The 25,893-nt window shown below is 67.1% G+C and carries 25 protein-coding genes and 4 tRNA genes; 8 read left to right on the forward strand and 21 right to left on the reverse strand.

Features of this window, described 5'->3' with window-relative positions; genetic code table 11:
- Positions 1-128 precede the first annotated feature (128 nt).
- Positions 129-201 (reverse strand) — tRNA-Gly (locus ACQY5G_RS01935).
- Positions 202-283: 82 nt separating this feature from the next.
- Between ACQY5G_RS01935 and ACQY5G_RS01940 the strand changes: the two genes are divergently transcribed.
- Complete coding sequence (locus ACQY5G_RS01940) at positions 284-640, forward strand: cupin domain-containing protein (protein ID WP_428276503.1); 357 nt, start codon at positions 284-286, stop codon at positions 638-640.
- 46 nt (positions 641-686) lie between these two features.
- On the opposite strand, the gene ACQY5G_RS01945 is transcribed toward ACQY5G_RS01940, so the two are convergent.
- From ACQY5G_RS01945 to ACQY5G_RS01955, 3 genes are read right to left on the reverse strand one after another with little or no spacing between them, the layout of a single operon-like run.
- Positions 687-1,733 carry an alcohol dehydrogenase gene (locus tag ACQY5G_RS01945; RefSeq protein WP_428276505.1) on the reverse strand — a complete coding sequence of 349 codons (1,047 nt, stop codon included), beginning with the start codon at positions 1,731-1,733 and terminating at the stop codon, positions 687-689.
- Positions 1,730-2,884, reverse strand: a complete 1,155-nt coding sequence (locus ACQY5G_RS01950; RefSeq protein WP_428276507.1) for a DegT/DnrJ/EryC1/StrS family aminotransferase — start codon at positions 2,882-2,884, stop codon at positions 1,730-1,732. The genes ACQY5G_RS01945 and ACQY5G_RS01950 overlap by 4 nt, the downstream gene beginning before the upstream one ends.
- 53 nt (positions 2,885-2,937) lie before the next feature.
- Positions 2,938-6,249: a WD40/YVTN/BNR-like repeat-containing protein gene (locus ACQY5G_RS01955; RefSeq protein WP_428276509.1), complete on the reverse strand. Its 3,312-nt coding sequence runs from the start codon at positions 6,247-6,249 to the stop codon at positions 2,938-2,940.
- A gap of 118 nt (positions 6,250-6,367) precedes the next feature.
- On the opposite strand from ACQY5G_RS01955, the gene ACQY5G_RS01960 reads away from it, so the two are divergent.
- Both ACQY5G_RS01960 and ACQY5G_RS01965 read left to right on the forward strand, forming a co-directional pair.
- Positions 6,368-7,012 (forward strand): ABC transporter six-transmembrane domain-containing protein, encoded by a 645-nt coding sequence (locus tag ACQY5G_RS01960; RefSeq protein ID WP_428276511.1) that lies wholly within the window; start codon positions 6,368-6,370, stop codon positions 7,010-7,012.
- Positions 7,009-7,212, forward strand: a complete 204-nt coding sequence (locus ACQY5G_RS01965) for a hypothetical protein (RefSeq protein WP_428276513.1) — start codon at positions 7,009-7,011, stop codon at positions 7,210-7,212. The genes ACQY5G_RS01960 and ACQY5G_RS01965 overlap by 4 nt, the downstream gene beginning before the upstream one ends.
- Positions 7,213-7,221: 9 nt before the next feature.
- Here the strand turns inward: ACQY5G_RS01965 and ACQY5G_RS01970 are convergent, their stop codons facing one another.
- The 3 genes from ACQY5G_RS01970 to proC are packed head-to-tail and all read right to left on the reverse strand — an operon-like array spanning position 7,222 to position 10,714.
- Entirely contained in the window at positions 7,222-8,625 is a 1,404-nt protein-coding gene (locus ACQY5G_RS01970; protein ID WP_428276515.1) for an amidohydrolase family protein, read from the reverse strand.
- A gap of 58 nt (positions 8,626-8,683) precedes the next feature.
- Positions 8,684-9,886 (reverse strand): DUF819 domain-containing protein, encoded by a 1,203-nt coding sequence (locus tag ACQY5G_RS01975; RefSeq protein WP_428276517.1) that lies wholly within the window; start codon positions 9,884-9,886, stop codon positions 8,684-8,686.
- A 12-nt stretch (positions 9,887-9,898) separates the two neighbouring features.
- Positions 9,899-10,714: a pyrroline-5-carboxylate reductase gene (gene proC, locus ACQY5G_RS01980; RefSeq protein WP_428276519.1), complete on the reverse strand. Its 816-nt coding sequence runs from the start codon at positions 10,712-10,714 to the stop codon at positions 9,899-9,901.
- 222 nt (positions 10,715-10,936) lie between these two features.
- On the opposite strand from proC, the gene ACQY5G_RS01985 reads away from it, so the two are divergent.
- Positions 10,937-11,311, forward strand: a complete 375-nt coding sequence (locus ACQY5G_RS01985) for an NINE protein (protein WP_428276521.1) — start codon at positions 10,937-10,939, stop codon at positions 11,309-11,311.
- 22 nt (positions 11,312-11,333) lie between these two features.
- Here ACQY5G_RS01985 and ACQY5G_RS01990 read toward each other — a convergent pair whose 3' ends face one another.
- The 9 genes from ACQY5G_RS01990 to ACQY5G_RS02030 all read right to left on the reverse strand — a co-directional run bounded on the left by ACQY5G_RS01990 (position 11,334) and on the right by ACQY5G_RS02030 (position 19,881).
- Complete coding sequence (locus ACQY5G_RS01990) at positions 11,334-12,821, reverse strand: carboxypeptidase regulatory-like domain-containing protein (protein ID WP_428276523.1); 1,488 nt, start codon at positions 12,819-12,821, stop codon at positions 11,334-11,336.
- Entirely contained in the window at positions 12,818-13,684 is an 867-nt protein-coding gene (locus ACQY5G_RS01995; RefSeq protein WP_428276525.1) for a hypothetical protein, read from the reverse strand. Before ACQY5G_RS01995 ends, ACQY5G_RS01990 begins: the two co-directional genes overlap by 4 nt.
- A 599-nt stretch (positions 13,685-14,283) precedes the next feature.
- Positions 14,284-14,910 (reverse strand): hypothetical protein, encoded by a 627-nt coding sequence (locus ACQY5G_RS02000; RefSeq protein ID WP_428276527.1) that lies wholly within the window; start codon positions 14,908-14,910, stop codon positions 14,284-14,286.
- A 195-nt stretch (positions 14,911-15,105) separates the two neighbouring features.
- Complete coding sequence (locus ACQY5G_RS02005; protein WP_428276529.1) at positions 15,106-15,456, reverse strand: hypothetical protein; 351 nt, start codon at positions 15,454-15,456, stop codon at positions 15,106-15,108.
- A gap of 35 nt (positions 15,457-15,491) precedes the next feature.
- The gene (locus ACQY5G_RS02010; protein ID WP_428276531.1) at positions 15,492-16,451 is read right to left on the reverse strand and encodes a hypothetical protein; all 960 of its coding nucleotides are present in this window, start codon (positions 16,449-16,451) and stop codon (positions 15,492-15,494) included.
- A gap of 295 nt (positions 16,452-16,746) precedes the next feature.
- Entirely contained in the window at positions 16,747-16,983 is a 237-nt protein-coding gene (locus tag ACQY5G_RS02015; RefSeq protein ID WP_428276533.1) for a DUF6364 family protein, read from the reverse strand.
- Positions 16,984-17,064: 81 nt separating this feature from the next.
- Complete coding sequence (fabF, locus tag ACQY5G_RS02020; RefSeq protein WP_428276535.1) at positions 17,065-18,330, reverse strand: beta-ketoacyl-ACP synthase II; 1,266 nt, start codon at positions 18,328-18,330, stop codon at positions 17,065-17,067.
- 125 nt (positions 18,331-18,455) lie between these two features.
- Positions 18,456-18,540: transfer RNA gene (locus ACQY5G_RS02025), tRNA-Ser, on the reverse strand.
- A gap of 93 nt (positions 18,541-18,633) precedes the next feature.
- Positions 18,634-19,881: a 6-bladed beta-propeller gene (locus tag ACQY5G_RS02030; protein WP_428276537.1), complete on the reverse strand. Its 1,248-nt coding sequence runs from the start codon at positions 19,879-19,881 to the stop codon at positions 18,634-18,636.
- Positions 19,882-20,046: 165 nt separating this feature from the next.
- Between ACQY5G_RS02030 and ACQY5G_RS02035 the strand changes: the two genes are divergently transcribed.
- A complete protein-coding gene (locus ACQY5G_RS02035; protein ID WP_428276539.1) occupies positions 20,047-20,499 on the forward strand; it encodes a hypothetical protein in 453 nt (150 codons plus the stop codon).
- 24 nt (positions 20,500-20,523) lie between these two features.
- Here the strand turns inward: ACQY5G_RS02035 and ACQY5G_RS02040 are convergent.
- The 4 genes from ACQY5G_RS02040 to ACQY5G_RS02055 all read right to left on the reverse strand — a co-directional run bounded on the left by ACQY5G_RS02040 (position 20,524) and on the right by ACQY5G_RS02055 (position 22,434).
- Positions 20,524-20,596: transfer RNA gene (locus ACQY5G_RS02040), tRNA-Gly, on the reverse strand.
- A 32-nt stretch (positions 20,597-20,628) separates the two neighbouring features.
- Positions 20,629-20,702, reverse strand: a tRNA-Val gene (locus ACQY5G_RS02045).
- A 93-nt stretch (positions 20,703-20,795) separates the two neighbouring features.
- A complete protein-coding gene (locus ACQY5G_RS02050; RefSeq protein WP_428276541.1) occupies positions 20,796-21,800 on the reverse strand; it encodes a radical SAM protein in 1,005 nt (334 codons plus the stop codon).
- Positions 21,801-21,804: 4 nt separating this feature from the next.
- Positions 21,805-22,434: a hypothetical protein gene (locus ACQY5G_RS02055; RefSeq protein ID WP_428276543.1), complete on the reverse strand. Its 630-nt coding sequence runs from the start codon at positions 22,432-22,434 to the stop codon at positions 21,805-21,807.
- Between the two features lie 134 nt (positions 22,435-22,568).
- On the opposite strand from ACQY5G_RS02055, the gene ACQY5G_RS02060 reads away from it, so the two are divergent.
- Both ACQY5G_RS02060 and ACQY5G_RS02065 read left to right on the forward strand, forming a co-directional pair.
- Positions 22,569-22,808 (forward strand): double zinc ribbon domain-containing protein, encoded by a 240-nt coding sequence (locus ACQY5G_RS02060; protein ID WP_428276545.1) that lies wholly within the window; start codon positions 22,569-22,571, stop codon positions 22,806-22,808.
- Complete coding sequence (locus tag ACQY5G_RS02065) at positions 22,805-23,614, forward strand: RNA methyltransferase (RefSeq protein WP_428276547.1); 810 nt, start codon at positions 22,805-22,807, stop codon at positions 23,612-23,614. The genes ACQY5G_RS02060 and ACQY5G_RS02065 overlap by 4 nt, the downstream gene beginning before the upstream one ends.
- Before the next feature lie 18 nt (positions 23,615-23,632).
- Here the strand turns inward: ACQY5G_RS02065 and rho are convergent, their stop codons facing one another.
- On the reverse strand, positions 23,633-24,997 hold the full coding sequence (gene rho / locus ACQY5G_RS02070; RefSeq protein WP_428276549.1) for a transcription termination factor Rho: 1,365 nt from the start codon (positions 24,995-24,997) through the stop codon (positions 23,633-23,635).
- A 302-nt stretch (positions 24,998-25,299) separates the two neighbouring features.
- Between rho and ACQY5G_RS02075 the strand changes: the two genes are divergently transcribed.
- On the forward strand, positions 25,300-25,890 hold the full coding sequence (locus ACQY5G_RS02075) for a sulfocyanin-like copper-binding protein (protein WP_428276550.1): 591 nt from the start codon (positions 25,300-25,302) through the stop codon (positions 25,888-25,890).
- Positions 25,891-25,893 lie beyond the last annotated feature (3 nt).

The raw sequence follows: 25,893 nt of genomic DNA on the forward strand, positions 1-25,893 counted from the left end.
GCCCCGGTCCGCGCCGGATGTCAAGCATATTATTCCCGTACGGGAATTTCACACGGCAAAACACCATGTATCGCCGGAATTATTCCCGACCGGGAACATGAGGAGGAGATGTTTGGAGGACGAGAGAAAGCGGGCGACCGGGGTCGAACCGGCGACCTTCAGCTTGGAAGGCTGACGCTCTGCCAACTGAGCTACGCCCGCGAGGCGGTCGAATCTGGCGACGTGGCGGGTGGACGGGCAAGTTTTCGGGCCGCACGGAACGAGGAATCAGGAGGATGATCCAGTGGGCGTTCGACATGTATCGGAATTCGGACTCACGCCGGTGGCCGCCGGGTCGGGCACCGAAACGCAGGTTCTGATCGGTCCGGACCAGGGCCCGAACTTCGCTCTGCGCCGCTTTGTCATGCAGCCGGGCGGCGGGATGCCGCGCCACACCAACGCGGTCGAACACGAGCAGTACGTCCTGCGGGGTCGGGCGCGGGTGTCGATCGGGGACGAAACCCACGACGTGAGGGCCGGGGATGTGGTCTACATTCCGGCGGGCACGCCGCACTCCTACGATGCGGTGGGGGAAGAGCCGTTCGAGTTCCTGTGCGCGGTGCCGAACCAGCCCGACAGGATCGAACTCGTCGACTGCTGAAGTCGGGTCCGCCGACTGCTGAGGGCTGAGCCCGCGCGGCTCTCGCCTACGCGGTCAGGATGATCCTTCCGACGACGTTCCCCGCCTCCAGATCGCGCAGGCTCGACTCCGCTTCCGCCATCGGCCTCGTCGCGTAGGGAATCGGGTCGACGCGTCCTGCCCGGACCAGTGCCATCAACTCGCCCATCTCCGCGATACTTCCGAGATCGGACCCTTCGACGGTCTGATCCTTGAGGACGAGCAGGGGCAGCGGCACGGATAGGGAACCGCCCAGCAGGCCCACGACCACGAGGCCACCGCTCTTGGCGGCAGTCCGGAAGCCGAGGGCAGCGGACGCCGAGGAGCCCGCGAAGTCGACGACCGCCGGGCAGCCGCCTTTCGTCAGCCGCTTGAGTTGTCGGGAGGCGTCTTCGTCCCGGGCGTCAACCACGTGCGCGACCCCCGCCCGCCGTGCCGCCTCGAGCTTCGCATCATCGACCTCGACGACGATGATTTCGGCGTCGAAGAGCGCCTTCGCGAGCTGGATTCCGGCGAACCCCACACCGCCGGCCCCGATGATGACGAGCTGGTCTTCCAGCCACCGTTCCGCCTTGCGGAGCGCGCTGTAGGCGGTGAGGCCCGAGCACGCGTAGGTGCAGGCCAACTCGGGCGGGACATCCCCGAAGTCGAAGAGATAGCGGGGATGCGGGACGATGACGTGATCCGCGAACCCGCCGTCGAGGTGCGTGCCGAGCGCGCGCGGGCGGTTGCAGAGGTGCTCCCGGTCGCTGTCGCAGAAATCGCAGCCGCCGCAACCGATCCAGGGGAAGACGACCCGCCGGTCGCCGAGGTCGACGTCTTCAGTCTCCGGTCCCGCTGCGGCGACCTCGCCGACGATCTCGTGTCCGAGCGTGAACGGCAGGTCGCGCACCGCGCGCACGTCCAGTTTCCGGTCGCCGCCCATCTCGAAGTACCCCTCCCGCAGATGCACGTCGCTGTGGCAGACCCCGCAGGCGCGGATGCGGACGAGCACCTCCGTGCCCGCCGGCTCGGGCGTCGGCGCCTCGGCCAACTCGAGCGGCGCGCCGTATGCGCTGAACTGGTAGCTCTTCATCGCTTCCCTCCGAGAACCTTGGCGAACGCGGCCACGACATCCTGCATCTGTGCGGCGCCCGCCAGCAGGACCTCGTGCTTGATCCAGATCGTCGTGCGGCAGAGCCGCTCGCAAATCGGCAGTCCCCGCTCGAGCGGCGTGGTGTAGCCCGAATGCGCGGGGATCCCCTCGGCCCGGAGCGCCTCGATCACCCGACGCTTGTCTCGGCCGTCGCGTGGATCCGCCCCGAGCCGCGATTCGTCGAGGCGCGCCATGAAGACGTGACAGCCGTGGGCGGTGATCCGCTCGTCCGGATCCGGCGTGTTCACGCCCTCGACCTCGGCCAGGCCTGCAGAGAGCGCGTCCATGGCCTGCCGGCGGATCGCCTGCTCGGCGGGCAGCCGCTCGAGGCCGGACAGCAGCAGGGCCGCCTGGAACTCGGTCATGCGGAGGTTGAGACCGTCCGGCGCGTGCGCGTGCGGGGAGCCCGTCGGGTCGCGGCCGCAGTCATGCCACGACCACGCGCGGCGGTACAGCGCCTCGTCGTCGGTGAGCACCATCCCGCCCTCGCCGGCAGTGAGGTTCTTGCTCGACTGGAAGCTGAAGGCGCCCGCATCGCCGAGCGTGCCGACCGCGCGGCTGCGCCAGCCCGCCAGCCACGCCTGCGCGGCGTCCTCGACGACCCGGAGGCCGCGCCGGGCCGCGACCGCGTTCACGCCATCCATGTCGGCCGGGCGTCCGCCGATATGCACCGGCAGGATCGCCGTCGTGCGCTCCGTGATCGCGGCCTCGATCAGCTCCGGGTCCAGGTTGTGCGTGCCCGGCTCGACGTCGACGAAGGCGGCGACGGCGCCCAGCGACCGGATGGCGTGGGCCGTCGCCGCGAAGCTGTACGGGCTCGTGATGACCTCGTCGCCGGGCTGCACCCCGGCAGCGACGAGTGCGGCCTGCAGCGCCATCGTGCCGTTGCAGCAGGCCACGGCGTACCGGGCGCCGTGCAGCGCGGCGAAGCGGGCCTCCAGCTCCGGGACGGCGTCGCCGCCCAGTCCCCAGCGGCCGGACTCGAGCACTTCGTTTAGCGCGCGCCGTTCCGCAGCCCCGGAGCGCGGCCACTCGGGCCACGGCGCCGTGCGGACCGGAGTGCCGCCGTCGATCGCCAACCGGCCGGTCATGCGCTCCTTGGCGCGATTCGTGGCACGGCGCGCGATCCGATCCGTGGCGCCTGCTACGAGACGGTCCGTGGGCGGCCGCGGGTGATGACGGCCGGGACGCCCGAGTCGCGCGCGAGCTGGTTGAACGCGTCGAGCATCTCGCCGAGCACCCGGACGAGCGCGGCCTCCTCCACCTCCCACTCCGCCTCGAGGTCGCCCCATCGCTCGAGCACGCCGGCGCGGGGGGGAAGGTCGGAGCCGTCCACCTCTCCCATGAGCGCGGTCAACTGCATGTTCAGCAGCCCCTCGTAGGCGACCATGTCCTGCTGCGCCGCCCGCCGCTTCTGGAACAGGCGGTCCTCCAGCACCGTGATCGAATCCGCGAGGGCCGTCCCCGCCGCTTCGAGCGCCTCGGCCCCCGAGAGTCCGGCCTCCGTCGCCTGCCCGACGACCGCGTTCACCTGCGCGCGCACGTCCCGGATGTCGTTCACGCCGTTGTGGAGCCCCACGATCGCCCCGAACACCGACTCCAGGAAGCGTCCGTTGGCTGCGAAATCCGTCGCCGAGGCGGGGATCCGCGGGTCCCCGCGCACCTCGAACGAGCGCGTCTGCGGCGGCGCGTCGCCCAACGTCAGCCGGGCACCGTACGTCCCGGGCATCACGCGATACCCCGGCGCGTCCCCGAAAAAGGCGTAGGACTCGGTGACTCGCGGTCCGCTCTCCACGCGCAGGTCCCAGAACACCCGGTTGTGCCCGCGGGCGGCGGGCGCACGCGAGTGGCGGACCCCCGAGACGGTCATCGCCGTGTCCGTCGTGAAGGTGCGGACCACCTCGCCACCCGCGTCGAGGATCTCCAGCACGAGGGAGACGCCCTCCGACGCCGCGTATTCCGCAGACGCTTCCGAACCGTCCTCCGGAGCATCCGCTCCCGGTGCCGCGGCGACGACGTAGTCGATCGCGACGCCCGGCGGCTTGTTCTGCCCCGTGGTCGTCGGACCGACCGGCCCTCCGAGCCCCTGACTCACGCGGTACGCCGTGGCGGGCGCGTAGAGGTGGTCGCCGCCCGCGGCCTCGGCGGCTTCGGCGTCGGCCCGCTGGCGCAGCGGAGAAAGATCGTCGAGCACCCAGAAGCCGCGCCCCTGCGTCGCCACGGCGAGGTCCCCCGCCTGCACCTGCAGGTCCGTGATCTGCGTGAGCGGCATGTTCAGATCCAGACTCCGCCACGAGGCGCCGTCATCGAAACTTACGTACATCCCGAGTTCGGTCCCGGCGTACAGCAGGCCCCGCCGCTCGGGATCCTCGCGCACGACGCGGGCCCACGCCTCCGGCTTGTCCGCCGCGATCCCGGCATCGATGCGCGCCCAGCTCTCCCCGTAGTCCGTCGTCCTGTAGATGTACGGCGCGAAGTCGTTGAACTTGTAGCGGCTGAGCGTGATGTAGGCGCCGCCCGGTTCGTGCGGCGATGGATCGAGCGAATTCACCATCCCCTCGGGCATCCCGTCCGGCGTGACGTCGGTCCACGTCTCTCCGTTGTCGCGCGTGACGTGGACGAGGCCATCGTCCGCACCGACCCAGATCGTCCCGGCCTCCAGCGAGGATTCGGCCATCGTCATGATCGTGTTGTAGACCTCGCCCCCCGCCGCCTCGTTCGTGAACGGCCCGCCCGCCGCGACGTGCTTCTCCGGCTCGTTCCGCGTGAGATCGGGGGAGATCTCCTCCCACGTCACCCCGCGATCGCTCGACCTCAGCAGGTGCTGCGCCCCGTGGTAGATCACCCTCGGGTCGTGCGGCGACACGACGACCGGCCCGTTCCAGTTCCAGCGATAGCGCATGTCCTCGGCGTCCATCCCGAGTTGGAACTGCGGGTACGCCTGCACGCTGCGCGTGGAGCCGAGTTCCGTGTCCAGCTCCGTGATGATCCCCTGGATCGAGGTCGCGTACAGGTAGCGCGGGTTGTCGGGATCGAATGCGACCCAGGCCGATTCCCCGCCCCCCGCGTCGATCCAGTCCTTCCAGCCGAGTCCGCCCCCGTGCGTGGCCCAGCCCAGCATGCCCACGCTCGTGTTGTCCTGCTGCCCGCCGTACATGCGATACGGGAAGCGGTTGTCCACCGCGAGCCGGTAGATCTGGGCCGTGGGCTGGTTCTCCTGCGTGGACCAGGTCTCACCCCCGTTGAAGGTGACCGTCCCTCCGCCGTCGTTGGCGGAGAGCATGACCCGGCTGTCGAACGGGTTGATCCACAGGTCGTGGTGGTCGACGTGCGGCGTCTGGATCGTCGCCCACGTGCGCCCCCCGTCGATCGACTTGAGGAAGGGCGAGTTCATCACGTAGACGGTCTCGCGGTCCAGGGGATCGGCGTAGATCTCGATGTAGTACCAGGCCCGTCCCCGGAGCTGCCGCTCGGAACTCGCCAGCGTCCAGCTCTTCCCCCCGTCATCGGAGCGGTACACCCCGTCCACGTCCTCTTCCGCCTCGACCAGCGCCCATACCCGGTCCGGGTCCGCGGGGGAGACGTCGATCGCCGTCTTTCCCATGAGACCGGGGAGGCCGGCATTGATCTCCTCCCACGTGTCTCCGCCATCCGTCGACTTCCAAAAACCGGAGCCGGGCCCGCCGCTGCGGATGTACCACGGATCGCGGTCGTGGTCCCACATGGAGGCGTAGAGGATGCGCGGGTTCGTGCGGTCCATCGCCAGGTCGGAGGCCCCCGTGTTCTCGTCCACGTGGAGGACGAGTTCCCAGTTCTCCCCCCCGTCCGCCGAGCGATAGATGCCGCGCTCCGGCGTGGGCGCGAAGGGCGATCCCTGGGCGGCGACGTAGACGAGATCCGGGTTCTCCGGGTGGATCCGAATGCGGGAGATCGTGCGGGTGGGGGCGAGGCCCATGTGCGTCCACGTGCGGCCCGCGTCCGTCGAGCGGTAGACGCCGTCGCCGTGCGAGGTCGTGACGCCGCGGATGGAGTGCTCGCCCATCCCGACGTAGACGACGTTGGGATCCGACTCGGAGACGGCCACGGCCCCGACGGAGGAGGAGGCGACGAACCCGTCCGTCACGTTGCCCCAGCTGATTCCGCCATCGGAGGTCTTCCACACGCCGCCGCCGGCCGTGCCCATGTAGTAGGTGAGCCTGTCGTCGGGGACCCCGGCCGCGGCCACGGCCCGCCCGCCGCGAAACGGACCGACGTTGCGCCACCGCATCGACCGGTAGAGCGACGTCTCGTCCTGATCGGCGCCCGCGTCCTGGCCGACGCCCGCAGTCTGGGCCGCAGCAGGGACGCCCGAGGCGTGGGCCTCCGCCGCCGGCGCCGCGAGGATCAACGCCGCAAGCACGCCGCGCGCGTTTCGCGGGAAGAGTCGGAAGGGGCTTCTCGCTTCGATCGAACGCATGGGAACGGACCTCCGGGTTGGCATGTCGGCACCGGGCGCGGACCTGTTTCATATTGGGCGCGAAGAATAAGCCGATCCCCGGCGCCGCCGACAGAATCCAGGAGCCCACCGAGGTCGCATGGACATACTTCTGAAGCGTTTCGCCGGGCGTCTCATCCTCACAATGTCCCTCGTCGTGCTGGAGGCCGCCGGCTGGATCCTGTTCCCGCTCTTCATCGGGCGGGCCATCGACAGTGTGCTCGCGGACTCGACGCGGGGCCTCTACGAGTTCGGCGCGCTCGGCATCGCGACCATGCTCATCGCCATCGTCCGGCGCCTCGTCGACAGCCGCGCGTACGCGAGGATCTACGTGGGCCTGGGCGAAGAGATGGTCGGCGCCGATGAGGAGAGCGACACGTCGACCCGCACGGCTCGGCTCGGGATGCTCCGGGAGGTCGTCGAGTTCTTCGAGAACTCCCTGCCCGCGCTCGTCAACAGCCTGATCGGGCTCGCCGGCACCGTGCTGATCCTGTGGCTCCTCAACGTCCCCGTCTTCCTCGGGTGTCTCGTGGTCGCCGTCGCCACGGTGACGCTCTACGCCCTCACCGGACGGTTGACGACCCGCTACAACGAGGGGTTCAACGACCAGTACGAGCGGCAGGTCGACGCCGTGCACAGCGGCGATCCCCGGCGGCTGCGCGAGCACCTGCGCGCCATGATGCGCTGGAACATCCGGCTCTCCGACCTGGAGGCCGGCACCTTCGGGATCAACTGGTGTTCATGACCGGCCTCCTGGTCTTCGCCGTGGCCTCGGCGGCGGAACAGACGCTCGAGTATGGAGCGGTGTTCGCCATCGTCATGTACGTGTTCCAGTTCGTGGAGTCGATGCTGGGGATCCCGCTCTACTACCAGCAGTGGCTCCGCCTCCGCGAAATCTCGGGCCGGCTGGCCGGGGTTGGCGTCGAGGCCGGCGCTGCCGCGTGAGCGGGAAACTCAGTCGCGGCGGATGGCCTGGCCGGGGAGGGCGTCCTCGATGAGTTCGGCGTCGCGGACCACGAACGTGCCGCTGACGATGACGTGCTCGATCCCGCCGGACGGCTGCGTGGGCGCGTCGAAGGTCGCGTTGTCGATGACCGTGGCGGGGTCGAAGACGGTGATGTCCGCGTCCGCTCCGACCCGGAGCCGGCCCTTGTCCGCCATCTGCGGCACATAGGCCTCGAGGCGCTGCGCCGGCATCAGGGTCATCTTTCGGAGCGCATCCATGAGCGTGAGGAGGCCTTCCTCGCGCACGTAGCGGCCGAGAACGCGAGCGAAGGTGCCGGCCCCGCGCGGGTGGCCGTTGCCGTCCAGGAACGGGACGCCGTCGCTCGCCACCATGACGAGGGGATGGGCGAGCGCGAGTTCGAACATCTCCTGCGGGATGATGTGCGCGATGATGCGGCCGCCCGTCTCGCGCCGCTCGTTGAACGTCTCCTCCGTGAGGCGTTCGCCGGTCGCATCCCATTCGATGTCGCCGTAATCGGACCCGAACCGCTCGCGCCAACCCGGGTCGAAGATCGCGGCCCGGATGTCGGTGGAGGCGGCCGTGTAGGGATAGACCTCGGTCGTCACGTCCAGCCCGCGCTCCTGCGCTCCCTCGATCATGGCCAGGAGCGTCGGCACCTGCCCCAGGCCGCTGGATCCGATGTGGACGATGTGCACGCCCGCGCCGGTCGACGCCGCGTTCGCGATCATCTCGTGCACGGCCTCGATCGAGCTTCCGGGCTCGACCATCCCGGCGTAGCGGATGTGGACGAAGTTCGTCACGCCTTCCTCCGCCGCGAGCTGGAACATCCGGTGGATCTCCTCGCGCCGCGCGCCCGGCGTGTACTGGATGCCGTAGCCGATGCCGAGCGCTCCGCGTCCCAGTTCTTCGCGCAGCCGGTTCTCCATCACCGCGACCTGCTCGAGACCGGCCGCCAGCCGGACCGCTTCCTCCTGCCCGCCGAGGGCGAGTCGGCGGGCCGCGCCATGCGAGGCCGTTGCGCCGTAGTGGATGACGGCCTGCCCTTCCCGCCTCGCGTACCACTGCTCGACATCGTCCGTGCCGCCTTCGAGTTCGAGCGCGGTCGTGACCCCGTCCCGTGCCTGCAGCCGGCTCGAGTAGCGATTCTGGCCGTGGGCGTGGAGGTCGATGAACCCCGGCGCGACGACGAGACCGGACACGTCGACCACCGTCTCGCCGTCGAGCGGAGACTCGGAAATCGCGGCGATCGTCCCGTCGCGGATCCCGACGTGGCGCACCGCGTCGAGACCGGACTCGGGGTCCATCACCCGCCCGCCCGAGAGGACGAGGTCGTAGCTCTGGGCCGCCGCTCCGGACGCCGCCGAGGCCACCATCGTCGCGGCAGCGATCAAGGTTCCGAATCTAATGGGCAGGCTCCTCCGTTCCCTCGTCTGCCGTCTCATCCGGGCCTCACCCGAGCAGCCCCGGAAGCACGCGTGCGACCGAGAGTCCGAGGAAGGTGCCGACGGCGTTGCCCAGCGACCCGATCAGGACGGCGGGAAGCACGAGATCGCCGCGGCCCAGGCTGCGCGCCAGCGCGAGCGCGGAAGTGCCGCCGCCGACGTTGGCCTGGGACGCCACGGCCGCGATGTCCACGTCGAGCCGGAGGAGGCGGGCCGCGCCGAAGGTGACGAATCCGTGCACGATGATGATCGTGAAGGCGAAGACGAGGAGCGCGAAACCGAGCGGGCCGATGTCGGCCAGCGCCCGCACGTCGCAGTGAGCCCCGATCACGCACAGAAAGAGGTAGACGGAGAACAGGCCGAGCGTCCGGCTTCCCGCGAGGTCCGTGATGGCCCGGAACTGGGCGAGGACGAGGGCGATCACGGTGAGGATCAGGATGTCCGGAATCGGGAACCCCATTGCGGCGGTCCACGCCTCCAGCCGCTGTGAAGCCCACAGCGTTCCGAAACCGATCGCCAGGACGAGGGCCAGATCGACCGGATGCACGCGCTCGGTGTCCTCGTCGATTCCGAGGTCTGGAGCCCGGTCGGCGGAACCCGGCGCCGCGTCGGCCAGTCCACCCCAACTCCAGCCGGACTTCGGCCAGTGCGATCGCAGCCAGCGGGGAATCGCGATCGTCGCGGCCATCCACACCGTCGTCATGATCGAATCCACGGCCGACGCCCCGCCGAACAGCACCCCTTCGCGCATGACGTCGTACTCGAGCGCGACCGCGTTGAAGTTCACGCTTCCGCCCGTGTAGGTGCCCGTGAACATGCCCCCCAGCGGCCCGAACAGGGGGCCGATCCGCTCCGGCCCGTCCACGAGGGCCATGCCCGCGATCACGCCGGCCACGGTCCCCAGCGACCCGATGAGGAAGAGCGTGATGATCGGCAGCCCGGCGCGGAGGATGTCGCGCAGGTTGACCTTCAGGAGGAGCCACACGATCGCGAGCGGGGCGACGGTGCCGAAGATCGCGTCGTAGGCCGGGACCGGGTCCAGATCGGTCGAGGAGGTCGGTAGCAGACCGAAGTTCGCGATGATCGCGGTGAAGATGATGACCATCAGCGCGGTGCCGCCGTGGCGCAGGAAGCTCCGGCGCACGAGCCATTCCGTGCCCGCGATGACGAGGCACAGGACGGCGACGATGTAGAGCGTCTGCGCGGTCACGGCGCGGCCCGATCAGTCATCGGCATAGAGCGACTCGGCCTTCACGGCGGAGGTCGTGATGCCCTTGATGAACGCGGAGGAGAAGCCGCGGTGCTCCATCTCGTTGAGGCCCGCGATCGTGCAGCCGCGCGGCGTCGTCACGCTGTCGATCTCGCGCTCGGGGTGCCGGCCCTGGTCCCGGACGAGGGCCGCGGCTCCGAGCGCGGTCTGGGCCGCCATCCGGAGCGCCTCCTCGGGGTGGAAGCCGATCTCGATGCCGCCCTGGCAGGCGGCGCGCACCGCCCGCAGGAAGAACGCCACGCCGCAGGCGCAGAGGGCCGTGGCAGGGACCATGTGCTCCTCCTCGACGACGAGCGTGGCTCCGACCGCCCGGAACAACTCCGCCACCCGGTCGAGGGCCCCGGCGTGGGCGGGCTCCGCCGCGAGGCACGTCATCGACTCGCGGAGCGCGACCGCCGTGTTGGGCATGGCGCGCACGATCGCGACATCGGGCCCCACGTGGCGGCGGATCGCCGCGATCGACGCCCCCGAGACGACGGACACGAGGAGATGGCGCCCGGCGTCGACGTGCGGGGCGATCTCGATCAGTACCGCGTCCAGGGCCTGTGGCTGAACCGCGACGATCACCGTGTCGCAGGCGGCCACGGCGCCCGGATTGTCGGACGACACCGCGAACCCCCGCCCCGCGAGATCCGCTACCCGCTCCGTGTGGCGGCGCGTGACGTGGACCTCGGCCGGAGCGTGCGAGCCCGCGGCCACGAGCCCCTCGGCGATGGCGCGCCCGATATTCCCCGCGCCCAGAATCGCGGTCGATTTCGAGTGGCGCATATCCAAGCCTCTTCGCGTGTTACAGAAGTGTGATCCGCGCCGGTCCGGTGACGGCCGCTGCCTGACGCGGGGTCCTGCCACGCGCCGCCGGCGCGAGGCGCATTGTCGCCCGGGGGCCGCACAACCCGCAAGGCGTTGCCGTCCGGGCGGCGCACCGATGTCGCCGGACCCGGGCGATGCTGCGACATTGGCGGTATCCCTGTAAAAAACGGAGGACGGAAGATGGATCGTCGGATGGTGGAATACGAAGCGAAGAAGCAGACGCCGCTCGTCGCGTACATTCTCCTCGTGGTGTTCGGCCTGGTCGGCGCCCACAACTTCTATCTCGGACGACGCCAACAGGCGCTAGCCCAGCTCCTGTTCTCCGCCGTCATGGCCGGCGCCATGCTCTGGCTCTTCGTGGGTTTCGCGTCAGCCGAAATGAGAGACATGTCGGGCGACTTCGACGCATTCGTGCGGCGCGCGTACACCTTCTACGCGATCGCCATCATCTGGGGCATCGGGACCTTCGGCTGGCTCGTGGTGAACGCCATCGAGGTGCCGAAGCTGATCGCGGAGCACAACCTCCGGCTTCACGAGCGCATCTTCGGCGAGTAGCTGCACCACACCTCGTCGGCGATCACGCGCCATCCAGAACGTCGTAGAGCGTCTCTCGATCGGAGATGTCGACCTTGGGCGGAGCGTGCATATGCACGGTCTTCGGTCGAGCTGTGATCTTCGTCGGATTCGTCGATCTCCAGCGGATGGAAGGGCGGGCGGCCGTAAGGTGATTGCCACGACATCTGTATCGATCGCTGCCCAGAGGCTGTAGGACGAACTGGACTCCGGCTTCGCGCCCTTCTTCCACCTGGACCTGGACCGTCGCCACACCGAAGCCGCCGCACCGGGCCTGGATCGTGTACGAGCCTGGAGGGAGAGGCCCAAGCGAAAACACACCGGACCTGCCCGAGGTGGCGGCGTGATCCGTGCCGGCAACTACGAGGCGGACCGACCTCAACCCCTGCCCCGTGTCTCCGTGGATCACCTCGCCGACAATCATACCCGGGACGGTAACCTGTACCTGCAGCCCCGAGTCGACTTCGGGTTGTGCGTCGACGACCTTCGGTAGCCCCGTAATCCGGTTGTACGCGGCTACCAGCGTAACCCTCGAGGCCCGTGGTATGTCGCACAGTCGGTAGCGCCCCAAGGAATCTGTCCGGACATCGATCTCTCGCTGCGCGCCATCCCGGATGGTGTACGAACCGCGGACGCGCGCGGCCGGCAGCCTGACCCCCGTGACTTGATCCGATACGATCCCCTCGAGCGTGACGTTCCCGGGATCTCCGACAGGCTTGCAAAGCTCGACGGTGATTTGGGGTACCGAGTTATCAACGCCAGTGGTGGTCACGGTTGACCAGAGGAGGGTCGCGCCGCACCGAAGGGTTAACGGCGTCATGGCGAAGACGGGTAACCCTGCCCCATCCGCGTACACCTCCGCGGCCCCAAGTTCCCAAGCAGACATCTCGCGTGCGAACTCAGGATCCAATGGACGGCCATCAAGAAACACCGTGTTGCCTCGGCCGCAGATAGCAGCCTTCAGAGGTGCGCGGTCTTGAAGAATCTGGACAAGCTGGGGCAGTCTGACCGAACCCTTCCGCAGCACCCTCATCGAAACCGGGTCGGTAAACGTCCCCCAACCCCGCGCCTGTCGATCGTAAAACCCTGCTTCCACGAGCCGGGCGGGGCGGCCCTGGATGCCGACTTCCAAGGGTGCCACTCGGAGTGCAACCGGCGTAAGCCGCACCACCAAATCTGCTATCGTTTCCTCTCCGGTCAGCGGAACGCGCAGTTCCGCGTATCCCAGGCGACGCACCAGAAGCACATGCTCCATTGGAACGGTCACCTCAAAGGAAAATGCTCCATCGGCGTCCGTGACAGCCTCGGCGGTCACACCGGAAGGACCCGTTAACCGAACCGTCGCTCCTTCGATCGGGCGGTCTGCGCCTTCCTCCAGAACCGTACCCGTCAGTCGGGTCGGTTCCTGTGCGCGCAGTGCCGACGGAGACAGCGCCGTCGTGGTTGTGCCGGCCCACATCAGCAGCGGGACGAGAAGCCGTCTCGACCTCAAGGCTGGCGCACGCTCGGAGGCCAAGTGATGACACGAAGCGTGGGGAATGGAACGCCACGTGAGAGCACGGCACCCTTTCCGTCGATATCGCGAATTCGGCCGAAATCACGGCCCAGCAGGGCGCCCTCGCCCGTGTCGGCAGCCAGCACATACGTCGAGATCTCCGGATCACTACCGCTTTCGCGGCGCTCACGGGTGATGAAGCCGACCTGAAGGATCGCTATTCCTCCGTCCACATCCCCCGTGACACCGATCGTTCCGTGATACCCATCTTCGGGCGTCCCGACGCCCACCATGCCGTCGGCCGTCTCGGCCAGGTATATTGGGCGCAACCCGTCGAACTCGGTCCACCACAGAAGATTACCGAGCACATCGTATTTCCGCGCTTCTGGAAGAAACAACGGCGCTACCAGAATCTCGTCCGAGCCTTCCAGGCATGTGACGAGAGACCGTTCAATCGTCTCGGAGACCCACGGGTTGTCCGTGTCATAGAATCTCCCGAATGAGCGAACCCATTCACCCGCCGTGGAGAACAGATGGACCACGCCGGAGTGTTCGGAGTGGAGTCCTGTGACTACCAGGTGGTGTCCGAGGATGCAGCCGTCTTCGATATCCATTCTGAATTGGAAGGTCGTCCGGTGCTCCAGCTCACCTTCCCTGCTCCGCCCAAAGAGATGCACCCGGCCCGTCGACTCGAACACCCCCACCAGCCCGTCGCGACCAACCGAAAGAGCCGTCGGCCGCTGGAACTCTCCAGGCCCCGTCCCCGCACCACCAAGGATCTGAGCAGCGGTAGCCATACCTCCCGCGCGATCCGTCCCCAGCGCAAACACCCGGAGATCAGATGCCTGCCCGTCCAGCACCAGGAGGGTTCCGCCGGGACCGAACTCAGCACCCGCGACGGACCCGAATTGCAACGGACTCGGTTCGTCAAGTACTCCAATTGACAAACCGCTGTCTTCCCTTCGCAACTCAGCGAGGAAGACCGCCCCCGGGGGCACCGCGCCAGCTGAGGATCCGATAACAGCTGCCGGCGCCCCCGGTCGGATCAACTTCCCTGGCAACGGATGGACTGTCAGGCGCTCACCGTCGCACCCAACCAACGCAACCAGGTACAGCGACAACACCGCCATAAGCCCATGGCCCACGCCAGTTCCACGTCTCCTATACACCACGCCTCCATCGCTCCGTCAAAACTATTCGATTACGGTACAACCAGCCCAGCAGATCTCAATGCCCATCCGGCACGTCCTATTCGATTGCCAGGTCGGCTCACAGGTGTCCGCTGTTTCTTCTCCGCCGGCATGAACAACGCACTTGTGTTTCGCCAAACAATCCCCGGCCGCTGCCAGTCTCGGCTGCGACAATACTGCCACTGCACCGCCCAGCATCAACCCACTCAACAACGTTACCATACGTCCGCTCCGCTTCTTCATTTCGCCTCCTCCTCGCTCAGAGTTGCCTACTTGTACTTCAGAAACGATGATGGGTTCTCAATAGTGCTTGATGGGGGTAGTATATTGCTAGAAGACGCCCACGCCATCAGCGCGGCGGCGCCGTTCGCCCGCCCCAGGCGACGTACGACGGAGCCCGCGAACTCGCCCGGCAAGGTACCCCGGTCAGTCCAGGTGATTTCTCGCATCGACACAAGAATCTGTGGCGTCGACGGTGCAAGACCTTCGTTCCAAAAATAATCTAGCGTGATCGCGTTCGCTGTATGTTCGCCGACACTTAGTACATCGAAGTCCGTAGTCGCATTCAGGTGCCGAAGCCCTGCGCCGGACTCGACGGTAGTGGCAACGCCGAGAGCAACGAACCCCATGCCATTCTCAAGTGCGTAATCTCGAAGCCGCTGCTTGATGACATCCACTGCGGCCATCACATCCGATCGGGTTGACCACGCACAATCGGGGCTGCCGATATACATTAGCGAGATCCGTGTTTCGCTCTTTGGGGGCTCCACTGCGATGTTTACGCGGCGAGCGTCGGATTCTCCTCCCTTCAACACAGCGATCACGGTCACTAACGTGAAACCGACCACGGCGGCGCCTACGAAACTAACATATCGACTGGTACGCGTCACGGTCATGATTTACTCTCGCTCACTCTTGTTCAGCGATGTTCCAGATGACTCGCGATAAACTCCAACGGTTGCGATCCAGGCACCTGCCGTCAGGTAATCGGAGACATATAAGTCGCGCTGACTCCGAACAAATCCGGGTCGCTGGGCAGGCGACAAAACGCTCCAGTCTACGATGAGGCCGGAGCGATTACCGATCGTGACTCACTCCTCCACGATCGTCAGGTATTCGTCGTCCACATATGGTTCACCGGAGTACTCTGTCACTCCGTTGACCAGCTTCTGCAGTTCGCACGACGATCCCACTGCCAGCACGGTCCCATCGACCGTTGTGATGCTCGTCAATCTGCAGGAGTCGAGCGAGCAACTGTTCGCCGTGGCTCGGCAGTTGACCCAGAAGCCTCCTCCGGTGATACACCCGAATCCCGCCCAGGTGCCCTCCGAATCTAGCCAGATCACACAGGTCTCGTCGCAGATCTGTGCCTCTGCGTCGTTCGGTGCTGCCGCGGAAAGCAAAACAAGTACCATGAGTACTGCAAGTCGTTTGAGTGTCATCACGAACTCCGTAGCGTTGAATGGTTGCGACCCCTCTAAAGACTTGTGGGGTCGAGTCGTAACCGGTGAAGAACCGGTTCCAATTGATGCCTGCCCAGGACCCAGAGAACGTTGCGAGCTAAATCGTAACCGACGATCACGCCCCAATCGTTTGGTACCTCCGTCGATGCCACGTGGCTCCCGCTGCGAGTGAACAGATCCCAGTAACGCGCCGTGCCCTCACGCCTACTGACGATGAATGTTGAATCCGTTAGTGACGTCGCTGCATGGAAGACTGGTACGTCTCTCGTGGGTCGGCTGATCTCGAAGCGGCCCGCCTCCTCGTTTATCGTGACCGCATCGTCTGCAGTCAGATCGTATGCGAAAGGTGCTTCGATGACATTTATGCGCCGTCCTTCAAGAGAATACTCGTATATCTCGTACGGCAAACGGCGCACGAACAACGAGCGTCCCTCGGGAGTCAGGGCGATCGTTCCGGCACCGGAGTAGCTGAGGGACATAGGGTTCGTCGCGACTGGTGCAGGCGCGTAGGAATTGATGTACTGCAACTCGGAATCGAAGACGTGGATCGCCGAATCCGGCGCCGGCCCGCGCGGTGTGATGCCGGTAATGGCCATTCGGCTCCCCGGACCCACGACCAGGTCATCCATCTTCGAGAACCCGAACTCCAGCTGTCGTCGGTCGATGAACGCGCCGGCGGGCGAGAACCGGGACACTGCGTTTGCGGAAGGATCGAAGGCGTATATCCTGCCATCGGGGGCGGCGGCGAGTCGATAGAGAGCGCGAAACTCGCCCGGACCATCGCCAGCGCCTCCGGATCGCCACGCCAGGTCGCCGGATTGATCGAAGGCAACGATCTGCATGCTCCCCATGTCGGCGACGTAGATTGAACCATCAGGACCCAGAGTGGCGTCCATCGTGATTCCGAAATCCTCTGTCGCGCCGACAATAGAGATCTCTTCCACGATCAAAGGAAACCCCTCGTCGAATCGCACCTGCTGTACAGCAGCAGCGGACTCGTTTAAGACCAATAGAAGGTAGCACGCAACTATTGTTGGGAGATTCCCGCGTGTCGAGCGATTCATCGGTTTCACAGTTCACACACTTCCCTCATTGGAGAAATTGCTTACGAGCTGTAGAGCGAACACCCGCAGGAATTCCGCCGCGAAGAAGATGGGCACACCCCAGTGAGTCGCGCCCTCGGCCTCGTGGTCAACTCCCGGGCGGCTACGGCGTGACGCTCGGTCTCCGCCCGATGCGCATAGATGAGGATATTGGAGTTGACAGTGATCACGCGCGATCCAGAACGTCGTAGAGCGCCTCTCGGTCGGAGATGTCGACCTTGGGCGGGCCATCCCCGCGCACCGTCTTGAGTTCGAGCTTGAAGGCCGGAACCTTCCGGCCGTCGTCTATCAGCTTCGTACGCAACGCATCCTCTACGAATCGGGTCAGGGAGATGCCCTCGTGTGCCGCCCTCGTCTTCGCTCTCCTCAGGATTTCACCGTTCAGGTTAAGCGTGGTCTTCATCGGACTCTCGAATCGGGACCGCAAGCCGGTGGTATGGCAGGACCATATGATCGATGCCATATGTATGGCAAGAAACCGGCGCTAATGGTCGTCCCAGCGGCGGATGGCGAGGGAGACGTTGTGGCCGCCGAAGGCGAACGAGTTCGACAGGGCGGCGGCCACGGGGCGCTCGATCGCGCCGCCGTGTGCGTACTCGAGATCGCACTCCGGATCCGCCTCCTCGAAGTTGATCGTGGGCGGAATCACGCCGCGCCGGCAGACGAGCGTTGAAATCACCGTCTCGATCGCGCCGGCCGCGCCGAGCGTGTGGCCCGTCATCGACTTTGTCGACCCCACGACCAGCGAGTGCGCGTCCTCGCCCAGCACCTCCTTGATCGCCTTCGTCTCGGAGGCGTCTCCAGCCGGCGTCGCGGTCCCGTTCGCGTTGATGTAGCCGACGTCCCCGGGCAGCAGCCCCGCGTCCTCGAGCGCCTGCTCCATCGCGAGGCGGGCGCCGACTCCGTCCGGGGCGGGGGCCGTGATGTGATACGCATCCGCGCTCTGCCCGAAACCGACGATCTCCCCGAGGATCTCGGCCCCTCGTGCCCTCGCGTGCTCCACCTCCTCGAGGACGAGCATTCCCGACCCTTCGCCGATCACGAAGCCGTCGCGACGGGCGTCGAAGGGGCGGCAGGCCCTCTCCGGATCGTCGTTGCGCGTAGACATCGACCCCATCGACGCGAAGCCCGCGACCGCGAGCGGGGTGATGGCGGACTCCGTGCCCCCGGCGATCATCACATCCGTCTCTCCCCTCCGGATCGAGCGGAAGGCGAGTCCTAGCGAGTGGCCGCTCGAAGCGCAGGCCGAGACCGTCGCGTAGTTCGGGCCTCGCGCCCCATACACGATGGACAGGAGTCCGACCGTCATGTCCGGGATGAACATCGGTATGAGAAGAGGGGAGACGAATCGCGGCCCCTTCGACAGGAGCTTCCTGTGCTGTGCCTCCAGCAGCGGGAGCCCGCCGACCGCGACACCGACGACGATCCCCGTCCGATCCGGAGGCAGGTGGGCGAGCCCGTCGCCGAACCCCGCCTGTTCCATGGCCTGGGAGCCCGCGGCAATGGCGAGCTGCAGGAACCGGTCCGCGCGGCGCGCCCCCTTCCGGTCGAGGTACCGCAGGGGGTCGAAGCCCTTCACTTCGCAGGCGAAGCGGACGGCCTGGTCGGAGGCGTCGAAGAGGGTGATCGGAGCTGCTCCGCTCACGCCGCGGAGGAGCGCGTCCCAGGTGGAGTCCACGTCGAGACCGATGGGCGTGACCATCCCGACGCCCGTGATGGCGACACGCCTCGTTGCACCGGTGTGGATCAAGCCGATTCTCTCCGGGGATAGACCGCGTTCCGCCCCTCACCGCGTCGGGGGGAGATTATACGGTGACTCGGCGGGCCTGACATGGCCCCCGAAGATGGCCGAGTACGGATAAGGCGCGATGCGAACGGAGGGGGTGGGATTTGAACCCACGTGGGCGTAAAGCCCGCCGGTTTTCAAGACCGGTGCATTCAGCCGCTCTGCCACCCCTCCGGGTTGTGGCCCGGAAACTGTGCCGGCGACCGGGGCCGATCAAGGTGGCGGGGCGACGCGCGACGCTGTACGACGGACAAGCGACCGAGCTTGTCAGGGGCCGGGGTCGAGGGTGATTCGGTAGCGGACCACGCGCTGGATGCCGAGGTCGTCCCGGCTGACCGCCCACACGTCATCGCCGTCGAACACCGGGAAGGGGTAGGAGGAGAAATCCTCGGGCGGATTCACGGCTCCGAGGTAGGTTCCGTCCGCTTCGAACACATCGAACCGGAGAGGCGATCGCCACACGAAGGGCGTGGAGAACGGGCTGTCCGGGTCGTGATCCTCGTTCTCGACCTCCTGCGCCTCGGTGGAGACTTGCACCCATATCCGGCCGTCCCGTCCGGGGTAGAACCCCGTGAAGGGCGGCTTCGTGTCCCGGATGGACGGTCCGTCCCACCTCCAGCCCGGGACGGTCATGCCGATGCCGCGCTCGGTCCGGGCGCGTGCATGGTCCGCCTCGCGGGGGAATACTCTAACGGGCTCGTGCGCCCGCTCGATTCGGAGGACGCCGTCCGCCACCTCGAGATCGATCGCATAACGCGACGAGATTCCGCTGACGAAGCGTCCGCTCGGGTGGACCGCCCAGATCGCCCGCGGCGCGAACGGGACTCCGTAGGTCGCCCTGGCGCCGTCCCCCGTTTCTCCCGTGACGGTCTCGGCCTCGAAGTCGCCGTGGGGCGGTGCGACCGTGTCGCGGGGCGTTCCATCGGCGTCGAAGACGGCAAGGAGCCCCCGACCGAAGACGATCGAACCGGAAACGTCGCGGGCCGCCACGTACACCCTCCCCTGATGGTCCGTCCACAGCGGGCGGTTGGAATAGAAGGCCTCGGTGTAGGGCCACTCCTCCAGGGACTCCTCGTCGGGGCCGTAGACCTGCAGGCGTGCATTGCCCGGATCGCGCACCACGATCCGCCGGTCGGGAAGCAGGGCCATCGCCTCGGGCTGCTGCAATTCACCGGGACCCTGCCCGGGTCCCCCCAGAGTCCGCAGGTAACCGCCCCGGGCGTCGAATATGCGGACTTCCCGGGCCTGCTGGTCGAAGACGTAGACGTTGTGGTCGTCATCCACCGCGATGGATCCGATGCGGCCGAAGAGATACTCCTCGGGGCCGTCGATCTCGCCGATCGACAGTTCCGGAACGAGCGTCGCGTCGCCGCCCCACGCGCTCCCGGACAGCGTCCGGACGACCACCGTGTCGCCGATCCTGTCGGTCACCACCTGCGGACCCCGGGCCGTCTCCGTGCCCACTCCGCACGCGGCGAACGCCGACGCGAGTACCACGAACCACGAGTTGCGCATCGCATGCCCTCCGGAATCGGACGTCTGGGAACCCGTCTCGTAGAAACTACGCGTCGAGGGTTGGTTGTCCGAGGCGGCGGCGAGGGGCACCTTCGAGCTTCGAATTGACGAGAGGCATCAGGTGGGCGGCGGCGCTGCGGGCGGTCGCGCGAAGGGAGAGAAGTGATGACGAGGATCGGACGCATCCGGGTCGGATTGGCGGGGTTCGCGGCGGTGGTGGCGATGGCCGTTTCCCAGGGCGCCGTGCAGGCTCAGGAGTCCTGGCTCGTCGGGACGTGGGAGGCCACGGCGGAGGCCACGGGAATGCCGGGCCCGGTCATCTCCATGACCTGGACGGTCGAGGCGGCGGAAGACGGCGCCCTCACGGGAAGCTGGACGGGCGCGACGCAGGGACAGAGCTACACCCGGGAAATGTCCGACATCTCGGTGGACGGAGACGCCTTCGGCTTCACGGTGCGTATCGAGGATCAGGGGCAGACGGGGGATTTCGTCTTCGAGGGGACGATGGCGGAAGGCGAGGTCAGCGGGACCTTCGAGGTTCGCCCGGAGGGGATGCCGGCCGTGATCACGGGAACCTTCTCCGGCGCTCGGGCCGAGGGAGACGGGGCCCGGCGATAGGCGGAGCCCGGCGACGGGCGAAGAAGCGGGCGACCGGTCTCGAACCGGCGACCTTCAGCTTGGGAAGCTGACGCTCTACCAACTGAGCTACGCCCGCGCACTGCCGTGTTTGTGCTGCCGTGTTTGCAATGGGGCGGGAGGGACTTGAACCCCCGACTTCTGCGATGTGAACGCAGCGCTCTGGCCAGCTGAGCTACCGCCCCGGATGGTCCCCTCTCGGGGCCAGCGATTCTACCCCGCGACCCCGTCGCGTGTCAAAGCCGCAGCCGCCACGGCACGCGGTGGCGGCGCGGTGCTCAGGCACGCCATGGAGTGAGCAGCTTGAAGAAGGCGTCCGAGTTGTCCTGCACGAACTCCTTGAAGCTCTTCTCGGTGTTGGCGCGCGTGGAGATGTAGCACCGCTGGCAGGTGTTCTGCCTTGAGAACTTCTCCAGCATGTCCTCCTGCCGGTCGAAGTACGCCATCACCATCGCGCACGGCGTGAGCCTTCCGTCCGGGTTGATGACGAGGAAGCGGCGTCCCGCCTGGCACCCCGGGATCCCTCCCTCCGTCAGAAACCGGTGGAATTTCCACAGCACGCGAGGCGTCGTGTAGACCGGATACCCGGCGCTTCGGAGGTCGATGACCTCCTGCAGGCTGTCCGCCAGTCCGTCCAGCCCATCCCCCTCGATGAGCCCGTCCCGGTCCTGCACCCTCAGGTGCGTATAGACGGAGAAGTTGATCGGCACGCCCCAGTCCTTCGCGACGCGCACCATGTCTCCGATGTCCCGGTAGTTCCACGCGGTGATGCACACGTTGAGCAGGATGTCGTCCGTGTCCGTGCTCTGGCGGCGGATCTCGGGAACCACGCGGGCCATGCGGTCGAACAGTCCGGGAATGCGGCGGAATTCGTCGTGTCTCTCGTCCGGGAAGTCGAGCGAGGTGGACAGCTGGTGCATCCCGCTGTCCTTGAGACGGAAGAAGCGTTCCGGCGTGAGGTTCGACGCGTTCGTGACCACGATCATCCAGGGCAGCCCGCCCTCGTTGGTCATCGCGTCGACGATGTCGTACACGTCTCCGCGCGCGAGCGGTTCCCCTCCTGAAGCGTGCGACACGACGGGCCGAAGCTCCCGGCAGATCGCCGCGTAGTCCGCGGCCCCGAGGCGCTCCTCCTTGATGGGTCCGCCCCAGTTGCAATGCCAGCAGTTCGCCGTGCAGGCGTGCGTGATCTCGAACGAGACGGAGAGCGGCTTGTTCTGAATCCGGTTGCGGATGCCCCGCGCGAGCATGCGTGCGGCCATGGCTCCGGAGATGTTCGGCATCCGATCAACCCCTCCAACGCTTGTACCCCGCGGGAATGGCCTTCACGAGGTACAGCGCGAAGACCACGGCGACGCATGCGATCAGCACCCAGTTCGGGATCGGAATCGTCGCCCCGAGGAGAGCGAGAAGGTAATAACGGGGAAAACGGGCAACCACCAGCGCCGCCACCCACTTCCACATGGGGTATTGGATGGAGAATGCGAGGAACTTGAAGGGGAAGAAGGGGATGGGCGCGAAGCCGGTCGCCACGATGGTCGCGAAGGGCCACTTCATGAACCAGGAGATCGCCTTCCGGTAGAACCTCTTGCGCTTGTACGCCCCGATGTTCCGCAGGTTCAGGAGGGGGACGAAGACGAGGTGGTCCAAGACCCCCGCAATAGCGGTACCGAGCGTGGCCCACGCCGCGGCGAGCCACAGGTCCGCGACCTTCCCGAAGTAGATGAGGACCGGCTCGTGAGGGAAGACGGAAATCGCCGTGTTGGCCGGGATGGAGTAGAAGGCGAGATACAGGTAGCTGTCGGACTCGAAGTCGCGCAGGAGGAGGATCGACGTCGTGATGCCGATCGCGATCATCAGTCCGCCGCAGATCCAGACCGCCGGACCGATGCGTGTGTCGATCTGATCCTGTCGCAAACCGCTCTCCGCCGTAGCTTTGTGTCCCGCGGCACGGCCGGGTTCCGACCAAGTTACCGCCACCCGACCCGCGGTGCCCGGAGAGGACGCGCGAGGAGGAGGATCCGATCGGCGATCAGCGCAACGACACGCGGATGGACTGCCCGGAGTGCGGCGATCCCGTGGGGCGGGCCGACCAGACCTGCCAGAAGTGCGGCGCGCCGCTCTCGTTCGCACCGGACGAGACAGGCGTGCACTGCGCGGTCTGCGGCGACGCGATCGGCGCCTACACCGAGACCTGCCCCGCCTGCGGCGAGACGGGCTATCCGGCGCTCCGTCCGCGCCGCGGCCGCAAGTGGAAGGGCTCGCGCCCGGAGGGTCTGACCCGGAAGTGAGCGAGGGCCGCGCACGGCTCGACCGGACGTGCATCGTCCTCCACGAGCCGCAGGATGTCGTGAACGTCGCGCTCGTGATTCGCGCGATGAAGAACATGGGTCTTTCGCGTCTTCGGCTCGTGAACCCCGCGGAGTTCGATGCGTGGCGCATCACCGGCATCGCTCACGACACGGAGGATGTCGTGGAGCGCATCCGCATCTTCGACGATCTCCCCTCCGCCCTCGCCGATGCGAGCTACGTGCTCGGTGCGACCGCCCGCCGCCGTTCCACCCGCCACGAGTGGTGGAGCCCCGAGGGCGCCGCGACGCAATTCACGAGTCCCGCCGGAGGGCGCGAGGGGAGGCTCGCCGTCGTCTTCGGTCGCGAGGATCGGGGGCTCTCCAACGAGGCGCTCGATCTGTGCCACGGCCTCGTGTGCATCCCTACGAACCCCGACCACACGTCGATGAACCTCGCCCACGCGGCGGTCATCATTCTGTACGAACTGCGGAAAGCGGCGCTGGGCCCGGCCGACTGGGAGGAGCGCGACCTGGAGGGCAAGAGGCGCCGCCGGACCCCGCCGGCCCTGCACGGCGAACTTGAAGAGTTCTTCGATATCTGGGAGCGGGCGATGGGAGAGGTCGGCCTCTTCCACGGCATCGACCCGGCGCCGAAGATGCGGAGCTTCCGAAACATCTTTCAGCGCGCGGACCTCGACCGCCGCGAACTCGGCCTCATCCTCGCGGTGGCGTACGAGGTGCTGAACTTCGCCCGGAGAGAGAAGAAGCGCGCCCGTGAGCGCGCGGAGGCGGAGGCGGAGGGCTAGCCGGCCAGCTGCCAGCCGCTAGATCCGCTGGCGCAGCTTCGAAACGAGTTCTTCGTTCGAGTCGGTCTGCCGCATGAGGCCGAGGACTTCCTGCATGGCCTCGACGGGCGGATAGGTGCTGAGTTCGCGCCGCATCGCCTGGGCGACGAGGAGTTCATCGTCGTTCATCAGACGTTCCTCCCGTCGCGTCGCGCTGGAGTTGAGATCGATCGCCGGGAAGATCCGGCGGTCCGAAATGTCCCGGTCGAGGACGAGTTCGCTGTTCCCCGTCCCCTTGAACTCCTCGAAGATGACCTGGTCCATGCGGGAGCCGGTGTCGACAAGCGCCGTCGCGATGATCGTGAGCGATCCGCCGCCCTTGCTCTCCGGGACGCAGCGCGCGCTGCCGAAGAAGCGTTTCGGCTTCTCGAGGGAGTTCGCGTCGATGCCGCCCGTGAGCGTGCGCCCGCTTCCCTCCTCCGTCGTGTTGTACGCCCGAGCCAGCCGCGTGATGGAATCGAGGATGAGGACGACGTCCTGTCCCATCTCCGCGAGGCGCCGCGCCCGCTCGAGCGTGATCTCGGCGACCTGCACGTGACGCTCGGCCCGGTGGTCGAAGCTCGAGGCGGTGACCTCGCCGAGTCCCGTCGCTTCCATCTCCGTCACTTCCTCCGGACGCTCGTCGACGAGGAGGATGAGGATCGTGGAGTCGGGGTGGTTCTTCGAGATGCCCTCGGCGATCGCCTGCAGGACCATCGTCTTCCCGGCCTTGGCGGGCGCGACGATGAGAGATCGCTGACCCATTCCCATGGGACAGATGAGATCGATGATCCGATTGGTGTAGTCGGGCTGTCCGCGGCGCTCGAGCCCGCACTCCAGCCGCAAGCGCCGGTCGGGATGCATCGCGCTCAGGCGGTCGAACTGTCGGCGTCGTCCGAGCTGGTCCGGGGGGGTGCCGTTGACGGTGTGAAGATACCGGAGCGGGGGGCTCTTGCCGGGGCGGGGCGGACGGCCGGCCTGGCCGCAGATCTCGTCTCCCGTCCGCAGATCGTAGCGCGAAACGATCTTTGGGCTCACGTAGATGTCGTCGTCGCTCGGGGTGTACCCGGCGTGCTGGCGGCGGATGAACCCTGTGCCGTTGCCGAGCCGTTCGATGAGTCCCAGGTAGCCGTCCTTCGGACCCTCCGGAACTTCGGCGGCCGCATCCTGCTGGTCGGGCCGCGGCTGGCGGGGCCCCTTTCCTCCGCGGTTGCGGCGTCCGCGCGAACGGCGCCGCCGGTTCCGGCCCTTGCCTCCGCGGCCACCCGGCCCCTTCCCGCGGCCCTTGGGCTGTCCCTTGCCGCCGGGTTGGCCTCCGCTCCCGCGCGGGGAGCCGCCACGGGGCTGTGATGTGTTGTTCGTCAAGGCATGTCGGTCGGAGAACGGATCTCGCGCCTGCGGAACACCTGGCCGGCGCAAAGGACGTGGCGATCATCGAACGGGGATCCCCCGGAATCGCCTGAATGGGCTAGTATGGGGCGCACCCGGGGCTCGCGCCAGTTTCCGGGCGCTTTCACCGACGCGCGCGGACGTAGCCGGAGGATCGAGATCCTGTATATTCCGGGCGCTCCGCCCGGCACGAACGCCGCAGGAACGCGACGGGCCGGGGGACGCGCCTCCTGCGCATATCTTGTGAATCTCATCAGAAGAACTCTGGAGTGAATAGAATGATGAAGCGATCGACACGACTCACCCTGGGCGCCTTCGTCCTCTTCGGATGCGGCGGCGGCGAGACTGACCAGCCGTCGCCGTCGCCGGCTCCCGCCCCGGCTCCCGCCGCAGAGGCCGCCGCGACGGCTTCGGGGCCCGTGGCCGCGGACTGGATCTCGGTGGACGATGGTGCACGCACCGTTACGATCGATCTCGTCGCGGGCTCGACGGACGCGAACAACCGCTGGAACTTCAACGGCTACGCGAACGGCGAGGCCACGGTCGTCGTGCCTGCCGGATACACCGTCACGCTCAACTTCGAGAACCGGGATCCGGTCAACTATCACAGCGTCGGCGTCCTCGAGCGGGCGGCGAGCTACCCCCCGATCTTCGATGACGCCACGCCCGTCTTCGATGGCGCGATCACCACGAACGCGACGTCGATGACGGAGGCCACGGCCCCCGGCGGCGGCACCGAGAGCATCAGCTTCACGGCTTCCACGGCCGGCGAGTACGCGCTGGTGTGCCCCGTACCGGCTCACGCGGTCACTGGGATGTGGATCGGGTTCGCCGTCTCGGAGTCCGGCGAGTCCGGGTTGCGGAGCTAGCGG

The organism is Candidatus Palauibacter sp., from assembly GCF_965261555.1.
In the GTDB taxonomy this organism is placed as follows: domain Bacteria; phylum Gemmatimonadota; class Gemmatimonadetes; order Palauibacterales; family Palauibacteraceae; genus Palauibacter.